General features: G+C 71.0%; 14 protein-coding genes and 2 pseudogenes. 8 read left to right on the top strand and 8 right to left on the bottom strand.

Annotated elements, in window-relative coordinates:
• The first annotated feature begins 83 nt into the window (after positions 1 to 83).
• On the top strand, positions 84 to 719 hold the full coding sequence (locus BpN12_RS04100) for a TetR/AcrR family transcriptional regulator (protein ID WP_246794036.1): 636 nt from the start codon (positions 84 to 86) through the stop codon (positions 717 to 719).
• A 116-nt stretch (positions 720 to 835) separates the two neighbouring features.
• Positions 836 to 1429: pseudogene (locus BpN12_RS04095) on the top strand (nucleotidyltransferase family protein); the annotation flags it as partial.
• Positions 1430 to 1825: 396 nt separating this feature from the next.
• Here BpN12_RS04095 and BpN12_RS04090 read toward each other — a convergent pair.
• Entirely contained in the window at positions 1826 to 2797 is a 972-nt protein-coding gene (locus BpN12_RS04090) for an SMP-30/gluconolactonase/LRE family protein (protein WP_246794035.1), read from the bottom strand.
• Positions 2798 to 3019: 222 nt separating this feature from the next.
• Here BpN12_RS04090 and BpN12_RS04085 point away from each other — a divergent pair, with 222 nt between their 5' ends.
• Positions 3020 to 3664, top strand: a complete 645-nt coding sequence (locus BpN12_RS04085) for a DsbA family oxidoreductase (protein ID WP_246794034.1) — start codon at positions 3020 to 3022, stop codon at positions 3662 to 3664.
• 165 nt (positions 3665 to 3829) lie between these two features.
• Positions 3830 to 4537 (top strand): annotated as a pseudogene (locus BpN12_RS04080) (GNAT family N-acetyltransferase); the annotation flags it as partial.
• Positions 4538 to 4579: 42 nt separating this feature from the next.
• Here BpN12_RS04080 and BpN12_RS04075 read toward each other — a convergent pair.
• From BpN12_RS04075 to BpN12_RS04065, 3 genes are read right to left on the bottom strand one after another with little or no spacing between them, the layout of a single operon-like run.
• On the bottom strand, positions 4580 to 5215 hold the full coding sequence (locus BpN12_RS04075; protein WP_246794032.1) for a DNA-3-methyladenine glycosylase I: 636 nt from the start codon (positions 5213 to 5215) through the stop codon (positions 4580 to 4582).
• A gap of 55 nt (positions 5216 to 5270) precedes the next feature.
• On the bottom strand, positions 5271 to 6782 hold the full coding sequence (locus BpN12_RS04070; protein ID WP_246794618.1) for a sensor histidine kinase: 1512 nt from the start codon (positions 6780 to 6782) through the stop codon (positions 5271 to 5273).
• Positions 6782 to 7516 carry a response regulator transcription factor gene (locus tag BpN12_RS04065; protein WP_198254470.1) on the bottom strand — a complete coding sequence of 245 codons (735 nt, stop codon included), beginning with the start codon at positions 7514 to 7516 and terminating at the stop codon, positions 6782 to 6784. Before BpN12_RS04065 ends, BpN12_RS04070 begins: the two co-directional genes overlap by 1 nt.
• A gap of 364 nt (positions 7517 to 7880) precedes the next feature.
• On the opposite strand from BpN12_RS04065, the gene msrB reads away from it, so the two are divergent.
• Genes msrB through msrA form a run of 3 tightly spaced genes read left to right on the top strand, consistent with a single transcriptional unit; the run spans position 7881 to position 11345 of the window.
• Complete coding sequence (gene msrB, locus BpN12_RS04060) at positions 7881 to 8384, top strand: peptide-methionine (R)-S-oxide reductase MsrB (protein ID WP_246794031.1); 504 nt, start codon at positions 7881 to 7883, stop codon at positions 8382 to 8384.
• A 46-nt stretch (positions 8385 to 8430) separates the two neighbouring features.
• Positions 8431 to 10536 carry a cytochrome c biogenesis protein DipZ gene (locus BpN12_RS04055; protein WP_246794030.1) on the top strand — a complete coding sequence of 702 codons (2106 nt, stop codon included), beginning with the start codon at positions 8431 to 8433 and terminating at the stop codon, positions 10534 to 10536.
• Positions 10537 to 10580: 44 nt separating this feature from the next.
• Positions 10581 to 11345 carry a peptide-methionine (S)-S-oxide reductase MsrA gene (msrA, locus tag BpN12_RS04050; RefSeq protein ID WP_246794029.1) on the top strand — a complete coding sequence of 255 codons (765 nt, stop codon included), beginning with the start codon at positions 10581 to 10583 and terminating at the stop codon, positions 11343 to 11345.
• A 92-nt stretch (positions 11346 to 11437) separates the two neighbouring features.
• Here the strand turns inward: msrA and blaOXA are convergent, their stop codons facing one another.
• A complete protein-coding gene (gene blaOXA / locus BpN12_RS04045) occupies positions 11438 to 12316 on the bottom strand; it encodes a class D beta-lactamase (RefSeq protein WP_246794028.1) in 879 nt (292 codons plus the stop codon).
• A 93-nt stretch (positions 12317 to 12409) separates the two neighbouring features.
• Positions 12410 to 12910, bottom strand: a complete 501-nt coding sequence (locus tag BpN12_RS04040) for a methylated-DNA--[protein]-cysteine S-methyltransferase (protein ID WP_246794027.1) — start codon at positions 12908 to 12910, stop codon at positions 12410 to 12412.
• 243 nt (positions 12911 to 13153) lie between these two features.
• On the opposite strand from BpN12_RS04040, the gene BpN12_RS04035 reads away from it, so the two are divergent.
• Positions 13154 to 13714, top strand: coding sequence for a DUF4337 domain-containing protein (locus BpN12_RS04035; RefSeq protein ID WP_246794026.1), 561 nt, complete (start codon positions 13154 to 13156; stop codon positions 13712 to 13714).
• Positions 13715 to 13782: 68 nt separating this feature from the next.
• Here BpN12_RS04035 and BpN12_RS04030 read toward each other — a convergent pair whose 3' ends face one another.
• Both BpN12_RS04030 and BpN12_RS04025 read right to left on the bottom strand, forming a co-directional pair.
• Complete coding sequence (locus BpN12_RS04030) at positions 13783 to 14709, bottom strand: threonine/serine dehydratase (protein ID WP_246794025.1); 927 nt, start codon at positions 14707 to 14709, stop codon at positions 13783 to 13785.
• A complete protein-coding gene (locus tag BpN12_RS04025; RefSeq protein WP_246794024.1) occupies positions 14706 to 15692 on the bottom strand; it encodes a nitrilase-related carbon-nitrogen hydrolase in 987 nt (328 codons plus the stop codon). The genes BpN12_RS04030 and BpN12_RS04025 overlap by 4 nt, the downstream gene beginning before the upstream one ends.
• Positions 15693 to 15781 lie beyond the last annotated feature (89 nt).

Raw genomic sequence — 15781 nt, 5'->3', positions numbered from 1 at the left:
CGAGTCGGTCCGATACAAAAAAGTAGACTTGCTAGTGTAGTTTGTTTTCGAGAAAAGTAAACTGCGCGGTGTAAAATTCGCCAATGGACTCCCACGCTCCCCCCACCCGGCTGACCGACCGGAAACGCGCGGCGATCGTCGGCGCGGCGATCGACGAATTCCTGTCGGCCGGCTACGACGCGACCAGCATGGACCGCATCGCGGCCAGCGCGCAGGTGTCGAAGCGGACCGTCTACAACCACTTCCCGAGCAAGGAGGCGCTGTTCGCGGCGATCCTGCAGCGGCTGTGGGATTCGACGCGCGCCGGCGACGCGCCCGCCTACCGGCCCGACGCGCCGCTGCGCGGCCAGTTGATCGAGCTGCTGCTGCGCAAGCTGCGGCTGCTCAGCGACGAGACGTTCCTGGCGCTGGTGCGGATCGCGATCGCGGCCGCGATGCATTCGCCCGAACGGGCGAGGGAGATGGTGGCGCGGCTTGGCGAGCGCGAGGAAGACCTGACCGTGTGGATTCGCGAGGCCGCCGCCGCCGGGCGCCTCGCCACCGACGATCCGCCGTTCGCCGCGCAGCAGTTGCAGGGGCTCGTGAAATCGTTCGCGTTCTGGCCGCAGGTGGCGATGGGGCAGCCGGCCGTGGACGGCGAGGCGCGCACGCGGCTCGCGGAATCGGCGGCGGACCTGTTCCTCGCGCGCTATGCGCGCGGCGAGGCCGACGGCGGTTGAGCCGACGCGGGGTCCATCGCTCGCTCCTGCATTGCTCGTCCCGCTCCGCTGCCTCGCTTGCGATTCGCCTCGGCCGATCGCACAATCGCCCTCACCTTCCGCTCCCGATGCCTCCGATGTCCGATCCCGCCCGTTCCCCCGCGCTCGTCGGCGTGCTGCTCGCCGCCGGCCTCGGTACCCGCTTCGATCCGAGCGGCCGCGACAGCAAGCTGCTCGCCGCGCTGCCCGACGGCACGCCGGTGGCGGTGGCCGCCGCGCGGCGCCTGCTCGCCGTGACGCCGGAAGTTCACGCCGTGGTGCGGCCCGGCGCCGATCGGCTCGCGGCGTATCTGACCGAAGCGGGCTGCCGCGTGCTGGTGGCCGAGGAGGCGAAACAGGGCATGGGCGCGAGCCTGGCCGCCGCCGTGCGCGCCTCGCGCGACGCGGGCGGCTGGCTGGTCGCGCTCGGCGACATGCCGTGGATCGACCCGGCCGCGATCCGTGCCGTGGCGCAGGCCATCACGTCCGGCCAAGCCAGCATCGCGGCCCCGCATCACGGCGGCCGGCGTGGCCATCCGGTCGGCTTCGCCGCCGTGCATGGCGAGGCGCTCGCCGCGCTCGACGGCGATGCCGGCGCGCGCGCGCTGCTCGGCGCGCATCCGGTCGCGCGCATCGAGGTCGATGATCCCGGCGTGCTGCGCGACGTCGATACGCGCGAGGATCTGGTTGCGCACGCAACCACGCATGGCGATCTCGCCGCGCTGTTCGCGCCGCCGCCCGCGCAATGGGGGCTGCGTGGCGATCCGTATCTGTGGGAAGCGCTGCGCGCGCGGCTGGCCGGCACGCCGCTGCCGGCATCGGACGATGCGCTCGAGGCATCCATCGCCTCGGTCTATGCCGAACTGACCGGGCAGCCGCTGTCGCGGCAGGAGCCCGTTCACGTGCCGGCGTTCGCGCATGGCGGGATGTCGAGCGGCATGGTTTCGCCGGCGTTCTGGACCGACGTGGCGCTGCCGCTGCTGCGCCAGCGGCTCGCAGCGGCGCGGCGACAAACGTAGATCGCGGAGGCGGAGAACCGGCGCGGGCGCGGCTCGTGTCCGCCTGTCAGGTCACCGGCCGCGCCTGGCTCAGCGCGCGCCACGCAGCGGAAAGCGCGCTTCCGGCAGCCCGCGATAGGCCGTGGCCGCGACGAACACGCCGCCCGCGTGCGGATCGGCGGCGAGCGCGTCACCGTCGAGGCCCTCGCGCGCACTCGTCACGTAGAGCGTGCGCCAGCCCTCGGTGCCGTCGGCCGGCTCGCCGGCGCGCTCGGGCGCGGGGCCGAACGACGGGCAGCTCGGCTGCGCGGTGGGGATCGCGATGCGGTCCGTCTCCACGCCGTTCGCGTCGTAGCGCACCACGCGCGCGCCGCCCCACTGCGCGTTCCAGAGGCCGCCGTCGGCATCGACGGTCGAGCCGTCCGGGCCACCCGTCGCGTCGGTCAGCGCCACGAACGGCCGCACGTTCGCGACCGGGCCGTCGGCGCGGTAATCGCACACCATGATCTGTCGCGTGAGCGTGTCGCAGAAGTACATGCGCGTGCCGTCGGGCGAGAACGCGATGCTGTTGGCGATCGCCGCGGGCGGCAGCGCGAGCCGTTCGAGCGAACGGTCGGCATTGAGCCGGTAGAAGCCCGTTGCGGCCTGCAGCGGATCGTTTTCGTCCTTCATGCCGAACACCAGATTGCCGGCGCGATCGCAGCGCCCGTCGTTCAGGCGCGAGCGCTGGTCCGGCTCGACCTCGACGATGCGCTCGAAGCGGCCGTCGCGCAGGTCGAACAGCGCCAGATGCGACGCGAGCCCGACCACCAGCACGTCGCGCTCGTCGGTCAGCGCGAAACAGCCGAGCCGCTCGGGCATCGGCCAGCTTTCGGTCTCGGGCGTCGCGCCGGGGCGGTGGCGCCAGAGCCGCGCGCCCTCGATGTCGGTCCAGTAGAACGCCTGGGCGAGCCCGCACCAGGTCGCGCATTCGCCGAGCACGTGGCGGGCATCGACCAGCAGCGTGGCGGCCGGCGCGCCGGCGGGTCGGGTCGGATCGGAGGAAACGGTCGTATCGGTCATCGGTTGTCGGTCGGGGGTGACGGTTCGTGGCCGGCCGCCGCGTCGCTGCGGCGGCCGCCGTTCCGCTCTGATACACGGTCGCGCCGCGAAACGCAAAACGCGGGCGGCGCGGCCCAGATAGTGGGCGGCCAGCACGGCATGGCCGCGCCCAGGCCGCCGCCAGCAGGCTCGCGCGATTCGCGCTACCCTGTCCGCCTCTCGCATTCCGCCATGATTTTGATCATGTCTCAACCGTTGACCATCGATTTCGTGTCCGACATCGCGTGCCCGTGGTGCGCGGTCGGCCTGTCCTCGCTGCTGATCGCGCTCGAGCGCGTGGGCGACGAGGCCGACGTGCAGATCCGCGTGCATCCGTTCGAACTGAATCCGAACATGGGGCCGGAGGGCGAATCGATCGTCGAACACATCGGCAAGAAATACGGCCGCACGCCCGAGCAGATCGCCGAATCGCAGGCCATGATCCGCGAGCGCGGCGCGAGCGTGGGCTTCACGTTCGGCAAGCGCGACGCGATCTACAACACCTTCGACGCGCATCGCCTGCTGCACTGGGCCGGCCTCGAAGGCAAGCAGCTGCCGCTCAAGCTCGAACTGCTGCGCGCCTACCACGGCGAAGGCAAGCGCACCGACGATCCGGAGGTGCTGGCCGCCGCCGCGCAGGCCGTCGGGCTCGACGCCGAACGCGCGCGCGAGGTGCTGGCGAGCGGCGCCTACGCCGACGAGGTGCGCGCGGCCGAGCGCGAATCGCAGGCGCTCGGCATCAGCTCGGTGCCGTCGATCATCTTCAACGAGCGCTATCTGGTGACGGGCGGCCAGCCCGCCGAGGCGTTCGAGCGCGCGATCCGGCAGATCCTCGCCGAAGCGGCCTGACCGGGCCGGACCCGGCCTGATGGCCTGATGACCGACGGGCCGCCGCGCCCGCAGGCCACCCGCCGCGCGTGCGTGGCACCATCGTTCCCGCCGCGAGTGGTTCTTCCCCTGGAGCCACGACGCCACTACAGTGAGCGCATCTTTTTGTTACTCGCCGAGGAAACGATGTCCACCCGCACCAACGAACACGGCCAGCCGATCGGCCCGGCCGTCGAAGGCTGGACCGCACGCGCGCTGCCCGCCGCCGTCACGCTCGAAGGCCGCTGCTGCCGGCTCGAACCGCTCGACGCGGCGCGCCATGCCGACGATCTGGCCGCCGCCTACCTCGGCGCGCCGGACGGCCGCGACTGGACCTACCTGTTCGTCGGCCAGTTCGCGAGCGTCGAGGCCTATCGCAGCTTTGCCGAGAGCGCCGCGCGCAGCACCGATCCGCGCCATTACGCCGTGATCGACCGCGCCACCGGCCGCGCGGTCGGCACGCTCGCGCTGATGCGGCAGGATCCCGCGCACGGCGTGATCGAGGTGGGCAGCGTGACGTTCTCGCCGGACCTGAAGCGCACGCCGCTGTCCACCGAGGCGCAGTATCTGCTGATGGCCTATGCGTTCGACACGCTCGGCTATCGCCGCTACGAATGGAAATGCGACAGCCTGAACGCGCCGTCGCGGCGCGCCGCCGAGCGGCTCGGCTTCAGCTTCGAAGGGATCTTCCGGCAGGCGATCGTCTACAAGGGCCGCTCGCGCGACACCGCCTGGTATTCGATCATCGACAGCGAATGGCCGCGCGTGAAGCAGGCCTTCGACCGCTGGCTCGCGCCGGAGAACTTCGACGCCGGTGGTCGCCAGCGGCACTCGCTCGCCGAGCTGCGCGAGGCGGCCAGCTGACCGAAGCAGCTTCCAGCATCCAGGCCAACCAGCTCAGCGGCAGGCCGGCCGCCGGAAGCGCCGGCGCGCGAGTTCCACCGTCTCGCGGCAGGCGCAGCCCGTCAGGTGATCGTTGATCATGCCGACCGCCTGCATCAGCGCATGGATGTTGGTCGGCCCGACGAAGGTCCAGCCGCGCCGCTTCATCGCCGCCGACAGCGCATGCGATTCGGGCGAGGTCGGGTTGCCCTTCCAGTAGTCGAGATCGATCGAGGCGGGCCGCGCGCCCGGCTTCGGCTCGTATTGCCAGAGCCAGCCGCCCAGCGAACCGAACGCCTCCACCGCCTCGATCGCGCGGCGCGCGTTGTTGATCACCGAGCGGATCTTGGCGCGATTGCGCACGATGCCGGCATCGGCCATCAGGCGCTCGATGTCGGGCTCGCCGTATTCGGCGATGCGCCGGAAATCGAAATCGTCGAACGCCGCGCGGAAGTTCTCGCGCTTGCGCAGGATCGTGATCCAGGCCATGCCGGACTGGAAGCCTTCCAGGCAGATCTTCTCGAACAGCCGCCGTTCGTCGTCCACCGGCACGCCCCATTCGGCGTCGTGATAGTCGGGCATGTCCGGCTGCCAGTAGCAGCGCGGCACGCCATGCCGATCGAGAATCAGCCCCGGGTTGTCTTGCTCCACGCTCGTGTTCGTTCCGTTTTCCAGGTTGAGATGCCGGCGGCCGCCGGCGCCATCGCTAGCGCGCGGCCGCGCCCACCGCCCGCAGCGCGAACGTGAACACGGCCCCGCCGCGCGGATCGTCGACCAGCCGCGCCTCGCTGTCGTGCAGCTGCAGCATCCGTTGCACGAGCAACAAACCGAGCCCGCCGCGATGCGCCTCGCCCGCGCCCGGCGCGCCGTCCGAGCTGCTCACCGACGCCCCCACCGAGCGCCGGAACAGCCGCTCGCGCAGCGCCGCCGGCACGCCGGGCCCGGTGTCGCGCACCGTCACGCCGACCGCGCCGTCGTGCGCGGCCAGCTCCACCGCCACATGGCCGCCTTCCGGCGCGTGGCGCAGCGCATTGTCGAGCAGATTGGTCAGCACGCGCTCGATCATGCCGAAATCGGCATGCACGTTCGGCAGGCGCGGCTCGATCCGCGCGTCGAGCGTGACCTCGCGCGCCTTGGCCGTCAGCTCGAACTTGGCCAGCACGTCCTGCACCAGATCGACGAGCGAGCCGTCCTCGAGCGCCGGCTGCACCAGCCCCGATTCGAGCCGGGCCAGCTCGAACAGCGCGCGCGCGAGCCGCCCCACCTTGCCGCTCTGCGCGAGCGCGATCGACAGGTAGCGCTCGCGCTCGTCCGGCGTGAGCGTGGCGCCCTTCAGCGCGAGCGTCTCCAGGTAGCCGTGCAGCGAGGTCAGCGGCGTGCGCAGGTCGTGCGAGAGGTTCGCGATCAGCTCGCGGCGCTGGCGGTCCTGATGCTTGAGCGCGCGCCACTGCTCGCCGATGCGCGCGGCCATCTGCTCGAAGGTGGTTTCGAGCACGGCGATCTCGTCGCGCGCGCCGGCCGCCGACCAATGCGGCAGCGCCGGCTGCGCGTCGGGTTCGCCGTTCGCATCGAAGCGGCGCATCGCGTCGGAGAAGCGGCGCAGCGGCCGCGTGATCAGCGCGAACGCGGTCAGGCCGGCCAGCAGCCCGAGCAGCGCCACCAGCGCGATCGACCAGAGCGTGGTGCGCAGCACCGTGCTGGCCGCCACGCGCGCGGCCAGCTCGTCGTGCGCCTCGCCGAGCAGCACCACGTAGATGTAGCCCGACGGCGCGTGGCCCGGCAGCTGCAGCGGCGCGGCACTGAACACCTTGCGCGCGTCTAGGCTGCGCGGATCGTCGCCGAGGATCGGCAGCGGCTGGCCGGCGAGGAAGCGCTTGACCGGCGCGAGATCGACGCGATCGCGGCGCACCCGGCCCGGCGGCGCGTCGTCGCCGCGGATGCGCCCTTCGTTGTCGAGCAGGTAGACCTCGACGCTCGGATTCACGCCCATCAGCTGGCCGAACAGCTGGCGCACCGCGTCCTGGCGCAGGCCGTCGTCGTCCATCAGCATGGTGCTCTGCGCGATGTGGCCGGCCAGGTCGCGCGACAGCCGCTGCACCACCTCCTTCTCGTGCATGTCGCTGGAGCGGATCTGCAGCCACGCCGAGGCGCCGCAGCAGGCCAGCAGCAGCACCGAGAACACCAGCGACAGGCGCTGGGTGAGACTCAGGCGGCGCATCATGCGTGACTGCCCGCGTCGGCGGCCGGCCCCGGCGCGACCAGCTTGTAGCCGCGGCCCCAGACGGTCAGGATCCGCGCCGGCTGGGCTGGATCGGCCTCGATCTTGGCGCGCAGCCGGTTGATGTGGGTGTTCACGGTGTGCTCGTAGCCCTCGTGCTGGTAGCCCCACACGGCGTTGAGCAGATCGGTGCGCGAGAACGCCTTGCCGGGATGGCGCGCGAAGTGATAGAGCAGGTCGAATTCGCGCGGCGTCAGGTCGATCGCGGCGCCGTCCACGGCCGCCTCGCGCGTGAGCGGATCGAGCGTCAGGCCGCCCACGTCCACGCGCCCGGCCTCGGCGCGCGTGTCGCGCGAGAGCGCCTCGACGCGCCGCAGCAGCGCCTTCACGCGCGCCACCAGCTCCAGCATCGAGAACGGCTTGGCGAGATAATCGTCGGCGCCGAGTTCAAGGCCGAGGATCCGGTGAACCTCGCTCGAGCGCGCGCTGATGATGATGATCGGCGTGTAGCGCTCCATCGCCCGCGCGCGGCGGCAGATCTCGAGGCCGTCCACGCCGGGCAGCATCAGGTCGAGGATCAGCGCGTCCCAGTTGCCCTGCTCCAGGCGCCGCAGGCCGTCGTCGCCGTTCGCGCAGTGGACGACCTCGTAGCGCTCGTCGCGCAGGTGCAGCGCGAGCACGTTCGCGATGTCGGCATCGTCTTCGACGATCAGGATGCGTTTCAGTGGATCCATACGCGTGAAGGGAAGTGAAGGGTCGGGGCCGGCCTGCGCCGGCACCGTTCGGCATGGCCCGATTGTCGGGCATTCGCGGCGGCGAGTCGTCACGATTTCGTGATGTTTCGGCGGGGTTTCTGCGTGGCTCCAGCGTGGCTCCAGGTTGGCGCCAGCGTGGCCCCATGTCGCCCCGACGTGGCTCCGGCGCGAGCTTGCGGCGGCGCGGCATCGGTTGCGCCCGTGCCTCGCGCCGGTTGCACCGCCGTCGCCCGGCCGCTCGCCGCCGAGTTATCACGAAAACTTTAACTTTCCGTGAGGACTTCGCGACCGTGGGGTCCTTACGCTGTGCGGCAAGTCACCCACCGTCCGACAGGAGTCCACCATGACCAGCCGCCGACGTTTCCTGCTCACCGGCGCCGCGATCGCCGGCGCCGTCGCCGCGCTCACGCGCAACGGCGTGTTCGCGCAACAACCGCCCAAGCCCGCCGCTCCGGCCGAACTCACGCTCAGCGACGCCGAATGGCGCAAGCGCCTCACGCCGGCACAGTACACGGTCCTGCGCGAAGCGGGAACCGAGCGCCCGTACAGCAACCCGCTCAACGACGAACACCGCTCGGGCACCTTCGCCTGCGCCGGCTGCGCGCTGCCGCTGTTCTCGTCGGCCACCAAGTTCGACAGCCACACCGGCTGGCCGAGCTTCTGGGCGCCGCTCGACCACGCCGTGGTGACCTCGACCGACACCTCGTTCGGCATGGTCCGCGACGAGGTCCACTGCCGCCGCTGCGCGGGCCATCTCGGCCACGTCTTCGACGACGGCCCGAAACCGACCGGGCTGCGCTACTGCATGAACGGCACGGCGATGACGTTCCGCCCGTCGTCGGCCTGAACCCGCCCCACCGTCTTCCTACAGGAATTCCTACAAGGACTTCGCCATGTTGCTCGTGATCCTCGCTTATCTCGGCGGCGTGCTCACCATCGTGAGCCCGTGCATCCTGCCGGTGCTGCCGTTCGTGTTCGCCCGCGCGGACCGCCCGTTCGTGCGCAACGGCCTGCCGCTGCTGGCCGGCATGGCCGTGACGTTCGCGGCCGTGGCGACACTGGCCGCCGTCGGCGGCGGCTGGATCGCGCAGGCCAATCAGGCCGGCCGCTGGCTCGCGATCGCGATGGTCGGCGTGTTCGGCCTGACGCTGCTGTTCCCGAGCCTCGCCGAACACATGACGCGCCCGCTGGTGGCGCTCGGCAACCGGCTGACCGGCGTGGCCTCGACGGCCGACGGCGAGGGCCGCAGCAGCATCGGCGCATCGCTGCTGCTCGGCGTGGCCACCGGCCTGCTGTGGGCGCCGTGCGCGGGCCCGATCCTCGGCCTCGTGCTGACCGGCGCCGCGCTGCGCGGCGCGAGCGTGGGCACCACGCTGCTGCTGGTGGCCTACGCGGCCGGCGCGGCCACCTCGCTGGCCGCCGCGCTGCTGGTGGGCGGCAAGCTGTTCGCGGCGATGAAGCGCTCGCTCGGCGCCGGCGAATGGATTCGCCGCGGGCTCGGCGCGGCGATGCTGGCCGGCGTGGGCGCGATCGCGCTCGGCCTCGACACCGGCGTGCTCACGCAGGTCTCGACGATCGCCACGGGCGGCCTCGAGCAATCGCTCGTCGATCGCTTCGCGCCGCGCGGCAACGCCATGCATGGCGCCGCGGGCAGTGCCGTGGCCGATGCGAACGGCCCGGCCATGACGGCAACCAGCGCGGCGGCCGGCGATGGTCCGGCGATGATGGCGGCGGGCGATGCGATGCGCGCCGCCGCCAACGGCGCAGGCAACGACGCAGCCGCCGGCAATGGCCCCTCGATGATGGCCGCGGGCGACGCCATGCGCGCCGCCGCCAACGGCGTGGGCACCAACGCAGCCGCCGGCAATGGCCCCTCGATGATGGCCTCGGGCGACGCCATGCGCGCCGCCGCCGACGGCGCGCAGCACGACAGCGACGCCCCCGCCGCGAACGCGATGATGTCCGCGGCCACCAGCGCCGCGCGCCACGACGCGTCGATGCTGCGCGTGTCGGCCCCGGCGCTGCCCGTGGAAGGCACGCTGCCGCCGCTGTCGGGCGCAACCGAGTGGCTCAATTCGCCGCCGCTCACCAACGCCTCGCTGCGCGGCAAGGTGGTGCTGATCGACTTCTGGACCTACTCGTGCATCAATTGCCTGCGCACGCTGCCCTACGTGAAGGCCTGGGCGCGCAAGTACAGGAACGACGGCCTGGTGGTGATCGGCGTCCACGCGCCCGAATTCGCGTTCGAACGCGACATCGGCAACGTGAAGAAGGCCACCCGTGACCTCGGCGTCACCTACCCGGTGGCGATCGACAACGGCTACTCGATCTGGCGCGCGTTCAACAACGAATACTGGCCAGCGCACTACTTCGTCGACGCGCAGGGCCGGGTCCGCTACCACCACTTCGGCGAGGGCGACTATGTGCAATCGGAACGCGCGATCCAGCAGCTGCTCGTCGAGGCCGGCCATCCCGACGCGGCGCAGGTGCCGGTCGGCATCGACGGCCCGGCGGCGAGCGGCGCCCAGGCCGCCGCGGACAACGCCGACATGCGCTCGCCGGAAACCTACGTAGGCTACGCGCGCGCCGAGCACTTCGCGTCGCCGGGCGGCGAGCTGCACGACAGCGAGCACGACTACGCGGCGCCCGCGCAACCGGGCCTCGACGACTGGGGCCTGGCCGGCAGCTGGAAGGTGGGCGACGAGCAGGCCACGCTCGCCAAGCCGGGCGGCCGGATCGTCTACCGCTTCCATGCGCGCGACCTGCATCTGGTGCTCGGCCCGGGCAGGAACGGCGCGCCGGTGCGGTTCCGCGTGACGGTGGACGGCACCGCGCCGGGCGCCTCGCACGGCGCCGACGTGAGCGCCGACGGCACCGGCACCGTGATTGGCCAGCGTCTCTATCAACTGATCCGGCAGAGCGGCCCGATCGCCGATCACACGTTCTCGATCGAATTCCTCGACCCCGGCGTGCAGGCGTTCGCATTCACGTTCGGTTGAACACCGCACCACCCGATATCCGACTTGCGCAAGGAACCCACACCATGAACCCGATCCGACACGACGTTGCCACCTCCCCCCGCCGCCGCGGCTCGCGGGCCCGCCTGATCACGCGCCTGGCCGGCGGCGCCGCCGCGCTCGGCACGGTCGCCGCGGTGCTGCTCGGCTGGCAGCCGGCCGCGCTCGCCGAGGCGGCCAAGCCGCTGCCCGCGCCCACCCTCGACGAAAAACCCGGCGCCTCGCACACCGAGACGGCCGTGTTCTCGGGCGGCTGCTTCTGGGGCGTGCAGGGCGTGTTCGAGCACGTGGCCGGCGTCAGGCAGGTGGCCGCCGGCTACGCGGGCGGCGCGGCCTCGACGGCGCAGTACGAGACCGTCAGCGAGGGCGACACCGGCCACGCGGAATCGGTGCGCGTGGTCTACGATCCGACCCAGATCACCTATGGCCGGCTGCTGCAGATCTTCTTCTCGGTCGCGCACGATCCGACCGAACTGAACCGCCAGGGCCCCGACACCGGCACGCAGTACCGCTCGGCGATCTTCCCCGTCGACGCGCAGCAGAAGGCGATCGCGGGCGCCTACATCACGCAGCTGACCGACGCCCACGTGTTCTCCTCGCCGATCGTCACGAAGATCGAGGCCGACAAGAGCTTCTATCCGGCCGAGGGCTATCACCAGGATTTCCTGGTGCGGCACCCCGAATACCCGTACATCGTGATCAACGACCTGCCGAAGGTGGCCGCGCTGAAGGCCGGCTATCCGAAGCTGTACCTCAACACGCCGGTGCTGTACGCGAAGAACGGCGTCTGAGGCGCGCGGCGTGTAGGGCCATGTAGCATCGATCCGGCAATCACGGCCGGGGCGTGTCGATCGACGCGTTCCGGCCGCGTCGTTTCCGGCGTTCAATGCGCGGGGGCTCCGGCCACCGCCAGCGCGGGCAGTTCAGCCAGCAGCGCTTCGCGCGAACGCAGGCCGGCGTTCACGTCGTGCGGCGCGTCGTCCTGGATCAGGTTCGCGAACACGACGCTGCGGCCGCCGCGCGACGCCCAGCCGACGAACCACCCATACGCATGTGCGCGATCGAAGCGGCCGTCGCTGCCCGGCGAGCCGGTGCCGGTCTTGCCGTGCACGATCCAGCCGTCGGGCTGCGTGTCGATCAGCGTGATCCGGTCGGTCATCTCGAACGCGTGCGCGCTCACCGGCAGCGTGCGGTTCACGATCGCGCGCAGGAACGTGATCTGTTCGCGCGGCGCAATGCGCAGCGATCCGGTGTTCCAGGCGCCCTTCATGCCGGCGAATTCGCCGGGGCCGGGCGACACGTCCGCGTTGCCGTAGCCGAAGCGCTTCGTGTACCGCGCGAAGCGCGCCTGGCCGAGCCGCTGCGTGATCTGCTGCGAATACCAGAACACCGAATAGCGGATCCAGCGCGCCGGATCGGTGGGCTGGCGCCACGCGTCGCCGCCCCAGTCGGGGTAGCCGGCGCGAAACGGCAGCGTGGGCGCGTGTTCGTCGGCCAGCACGCCGGCGTCGAAACCCATCAGGCTCAGCGCGATCTTGAACGTCGAGGCCGAGGTCACGCGCGTCGCGCAGCCGTCACCGCGTTCGGTGAGCACGCTGCCCGCGCGGCCCGGCGTGGCGTCGGCGACGATCGTGCAGAGCGTGCGCGTGTCGGCACTGGCGGGGCGGCTCGCCAGCGCCGCGGCCAGCAACGTCAGCACACCGAGCACGCGAGCCGCGCCGGCGCGCGTCGGCCGCGCGCTCCGGAAATTCGATGGAAGCATCGAGGTTCTCTCTGTTGGTATGAGTGAGATGAGGAAGGCAGCGGGGAAGAAAAACGAAGAGGAAATCGCGCCTCGCGGCCGGCGCGCCGCCGTTCAGAACAGCGCCGGCTGCCGCGAACTCGCTTCGAGCGCGAGCAGCGCGGCCTTGCGGTCCTTGCCGCCGGCGAAGCCGGTCAGGTCGCCCGAGGTGCCGATCACGCGATGGCACGGCGCGACGATCGACAGCGGATTGCGGCCGTTGGCGGCGCCCACCGCGCGCGTGGCGCGATGGTTGCCGATCTGCACGGCGATGTCGCGATAGCTGCGCGTCTCGCCGAACGGGATCGTCAGCAGCGCATGCCAGACGCGCTTCTGGAATTCGGTGCCGTGGAATTCGAGGTCGATCTCGAACACGGTGCGCTCGCCGGCGAAGTATTCGCGCAGCTGGCGCGCCGTCTCGACGAGCGTGGGATTCGTGTCGTCGTCGCGCATCGCGCCGACCTTCACGCGCGTCGGCCGGTCGTTGTCCCAGAGGATCGCGACGAGCTTGCTGCCGCGCGCCACCAGCGTCAGTTCGCCGACCGGAGACGGCATCCGCATGCATACTTGAGACATCGCTTTCTCCTCGCTCGCTGTTCCCTGACTGACAGGCACCAGTGTAACGGCAAACGTGTGCGCCCCACCGTCCGGAACCTGCGCTTGCCTTCGCGGCGGCGGCCGGGCCATGCGGGCCGCGATTCCCGCTATTGGCGAGTGGCGGGACGACACACGAGCCTGCCATAATTCCCCGTTCCTCCCCACCCGCTCGCGCCTGCCGCGCGAGGCTTTCATCGCTTACACGAAGCACCGACACCCACGATGTCCCACGAACACGCTCCCCACGATCACGCCGTCGAACACGCCGCCCGCTCGGGCGACCCGCTCTCGCGCTGGGTCGCGGTATTCACCGCGATCCTCGCCGCGCTGGCCAGCCTGCTCCACTACGAGGAAGGCGTGCTGCAGACGCAGGCGCTGATGTACAAGAACGACGCCGTGCTGCTGCAGAGCAAGGCCAGCGACCAATGGAACCTCTATCAGGCGCAGTCGAACAAAGGCCACATGATGGAAGTCGCGGCCGAGCTGGCCGGCCCGGAAAAGCAGGCGCACTTCCGCGAGCAGATCGACAAGTACAACGCGCGCAAGAAGGACATCTCGGACAAGGCGAAGGACCTCGAGCGGCAGGTGGAGGAAGCGAACCACCAGTCGGAGAGCAAGGAACACCCGCAGCACCTGTTCGGGCAGGCGCTCGCGCTGATCAGCGCGGCGATCTCGCTGGCGGCGATCACCTCGCTGACGGGCAGCCGGCGGCTGTTCGTGCTGGTCGGCTTCGCGGGGCTGGCGGGCGTGGGCGTGTCGATCGCGGCGTTCCTGCATATCTAGGCGCGCGGCGCCCGCCCGCCTGCTTCAGGGCGGGCGCCGACGCATGCCGACTCCGGCCCTGCTGCGCCTCATGCGAACGAGGCCGGATCGGCGTTGCCGCCGCAGATGATCACGGCGATCCGCTCGCCGGGCGAACGCAGGTAGGCGCCCGACGCCAGGGCCGCGAACGCGGTCGCGCCGCCGGGCTCGGCGACGATCCTGAGCGTGTCCCACAGGCCGCGCTGCGCCTCGCGGATCTGCTCGTCCGTCACCAGCACCGCGTCGCTCACGGCCGGATGCAGCACCGCGAACGGCACGCCGCCCACGCGCCGGCAGCCGAGCGAATCGGCGGCGATGCCGCCCGTCTCGACGTCGACCGGCTCGCCCGCCCGCAACGCGCGATGGAGCGTCGGACAGCGCTCGGGCTCGACCGCCACCACCTTGACGCGTCCGGCGAACCACGCCGCGATGCCGCCGATGAACCCGCCGCCGCCGACCGCCACCAGCACCGTGTCGAGGTCCGGCAGCTGCGCCTCGAGTTCGAACGCGAGCGTGCCCTGCCCCGCCAGCGTGGCGGGATGGTCGAACGCGTGAACGTTCAGCGCGCCCGCTTCGGCGGCCCGCGCCTCGCTGGCCGCGAGCGCCTCGACATAGGTATCGCCGGACACCACGACCCGCGCGCCGAGATCGGTCAGCATCCGGCGCTTGAGCGCGGTCGCGAGGCTCGGCACATGGATCTCGGCCCGCACGCCGAGCTTCTGCGCCGCGTAGGCCACCGCGATGCCGTGGTTCCCGCCCGACGCCGCGATCACGCCCGCGGGCGGCAGCGGCTGGCCGAGCAGCCGGTTGAACGCGCCGCGCGGCTTGAACGAACCCGTGACCTGCAGCGATTCGAGCTTCAGGAACGTGTCGCCGGGCACCTCATGGCGGCCGGCTTCGAGCCGGATCACGGGCGTGGTGCGAAGGTACGGCGCGATACGCTGCGCGGCGAGGCGGATGTCGTCCTGCGTGATCATGAGCGCGCCTCCTGAACCGCTTCCGGCCCGCGCGCGGCGGACATCACCGTCACCGGCACCTGGCGACGCTCGTCGACCGTCAGGCGGAAGATGTCCGGGCGGCTGTAATGGCCCGTCACGTCGAAATCGAATTTGCCGCGCGCGATGTCCCGCAGGTCGACGGCCGCCGTCAGCACGGTTTCCTCGCCGAACGCGGGGCCGGCCAGGATGCGTCCGAACGGGTCGATGATGCAGCTTCCGCCCGCCTGCACTACCGCTTCACGGTCGTCACCGAGCACGCTCGGGTAGGCCTCGGGGAAATCGCCGCGCCGCAGGAACTGGTTGCTCGCGAGCACGTAGCAGCGGCCTTCCACGGCAACGTGCTGCATCGAGGCGACCCACGTCGGCCGGGAATCGGCCGTGGGCGCGCAGTAGAGCTGGATGCCCTTGGCATACATCGCGGTGCGCATCATCGGCATGTAGTTCTCCCAGCAGATCACGGCGCCGAGCTTGCCCAGCGCGGTGTCGAACACCGGCATGGTCGAGCCGTCGCCATAGCCCCAGACGAGACGTTCGGCGCCGGTCGGCATCAGCTTGCGGTGCTTGCCGAGGTAGGCCCCGTTCGGGCCGAAGAACAGCACGCAGCAATAGAGCGTGCCCGCCTCGCGCTCGATCACGCCGATCACCAGATGCACGCCGTGGCGCGCGGCGATCGCGGCCAGTTCGTCCACGCATGGCCCCGGCACGTCGATCGCCGCCTCCCAGTACTCGCGATAGGCGTCCCGCCCTTCGTCGCTGCGTCCGCCGACATACGAGCCGAACGCGTGCCCCTTCGGATAGCCGCTCACGAACGCCTCCGGAAACACCACCAGCCTCGCGTCGCGAGCGACGGCCGTGGCCACCAGGTCGTCGACCTTTTCCAGCGTCCGGCGCAGGTCGAAGGGCACCGGCGTTCCCTGCACCACCGCCGCGATCCACGGTGCCGCGATGTTCGAGTCATTCATTGTCGCCTCCTTGCGCATTCATTGTGTATCTATAGTGAACATGCTAGTATCAATAAAGAACATGATACGAGCTTGCCCGATGCCGGGCA

The sequence above is a fragment of the Burkholderia perseverans genome (assembly GCF_022870505.1).
Lineage (GTDB): Bacteria > Pseudomonadota > Gammaproteobacteria > Burkholderiales > Burkholderiaceae > Burkholderia > Burkholderia plantarii.
Note: the sequence above shows the minus strand (reverse complement) of the source record. Positions and strands in the feature narration are given on the sequence as shown.

What these genes read in the sequence shown, in the direction of transcription:
- BpN12_RS04100 (WP_246794036.1), top strand. Translation starts at nt 84, where the DNA reads ATGGACTCCCACGCTCCCCCCACCCGGCTGACCGACCGGAAACGCGCG.
- BpN12_RS04090 (WP_246794035.1), bottom strand. Translation starts at nt 2,797, where the DNA reads ATGACCGATACGACCGTTTCCTCCGATCCGACCCGACCCGCCGGCGCG.
- BpN12_RS04085 (WP_246794034.1), top strand. Translation starts at nt 3,020, where the DNA reads ATGTCTCAACCGTTGACCATCGATTTCGTGTCCGACATCGCGTGCCCG.
- BpN12_RS04070 (WP_246794618.1), bottom strand. Translation starts at nt 6,782, where the DNA reads ATGCGCCGCCTGAGTCTCACCCAGCGCCTGTCGCTGGTGTTCTCGGTG.
- BpN12_RS04065 (WP_198254470.1), bottom strand. Translation starts at nt 7,516, where the DNA reads ATGGATCCACTGAAACGCATCCTGATCGTCGAAGACGATGCCGACATC.
- msrB (WP_246794031.1), top strand. Translation starts at nt 7,881, where the DNA reads ATGACCAGCCGCCGACGTTTCCTGCTCACCGGCGCCGCGATCGCCGGC.
- BpN12_RS04055 (WP_246794030.1), top strand. Translation starts at nt 8,431, where the DNA reads ATGTTGCTCGTGATCCTCGCTTATCTCGGCGGCGTGCTCACCATCGTG.
- msrA (WP_246794029.1), top strand. Translation starts at nt 10,581, where the DNA reads ATGAACCCGATCCGACACGACGTTGCCACCTCCCCCCGCCGCCGCGGC.
- blaOXA (WP_246794028.1), bottom strand. Translation starts at nt 12,316, where the DNA reads ATGCTTCCATCGAATTTCCGGAGCGCGCGGCCGACGCGCGCCGGCGCG.
- BpN12_RS04040 (WP_246794027.1), bottom strand. Translation starts at nt 12,910, where the DNA reads ATGTCTCAAGTATGCATGCGGATGCCGTCTCCGGTCGGCGAACTGACG.
- BpN12_RS04035 (WP_246794026.1), top strand. Translation starts at nt 13,154, where the DNA reads ATGTCCCACGAACACGCTCCCCACGATCACGCCGTCGAACACGCCGCC.
- BpN12_RS04030 (WP_246794025.1), bottom strand. Translation starts at nt 14,709, where the DNA reads ATGATCACGCAGGACGACATCCGCCTCGCCGCGCAGCGTATCGCGCCG.
- BpN12_RS04025 (WP_246794024.1), bottom strand. Translation starts at nt 15,692, where the DNA reads ATGAATGACTCGAACATCGCGGCACCGTGGATCGCGGCGGTGGTGCAG.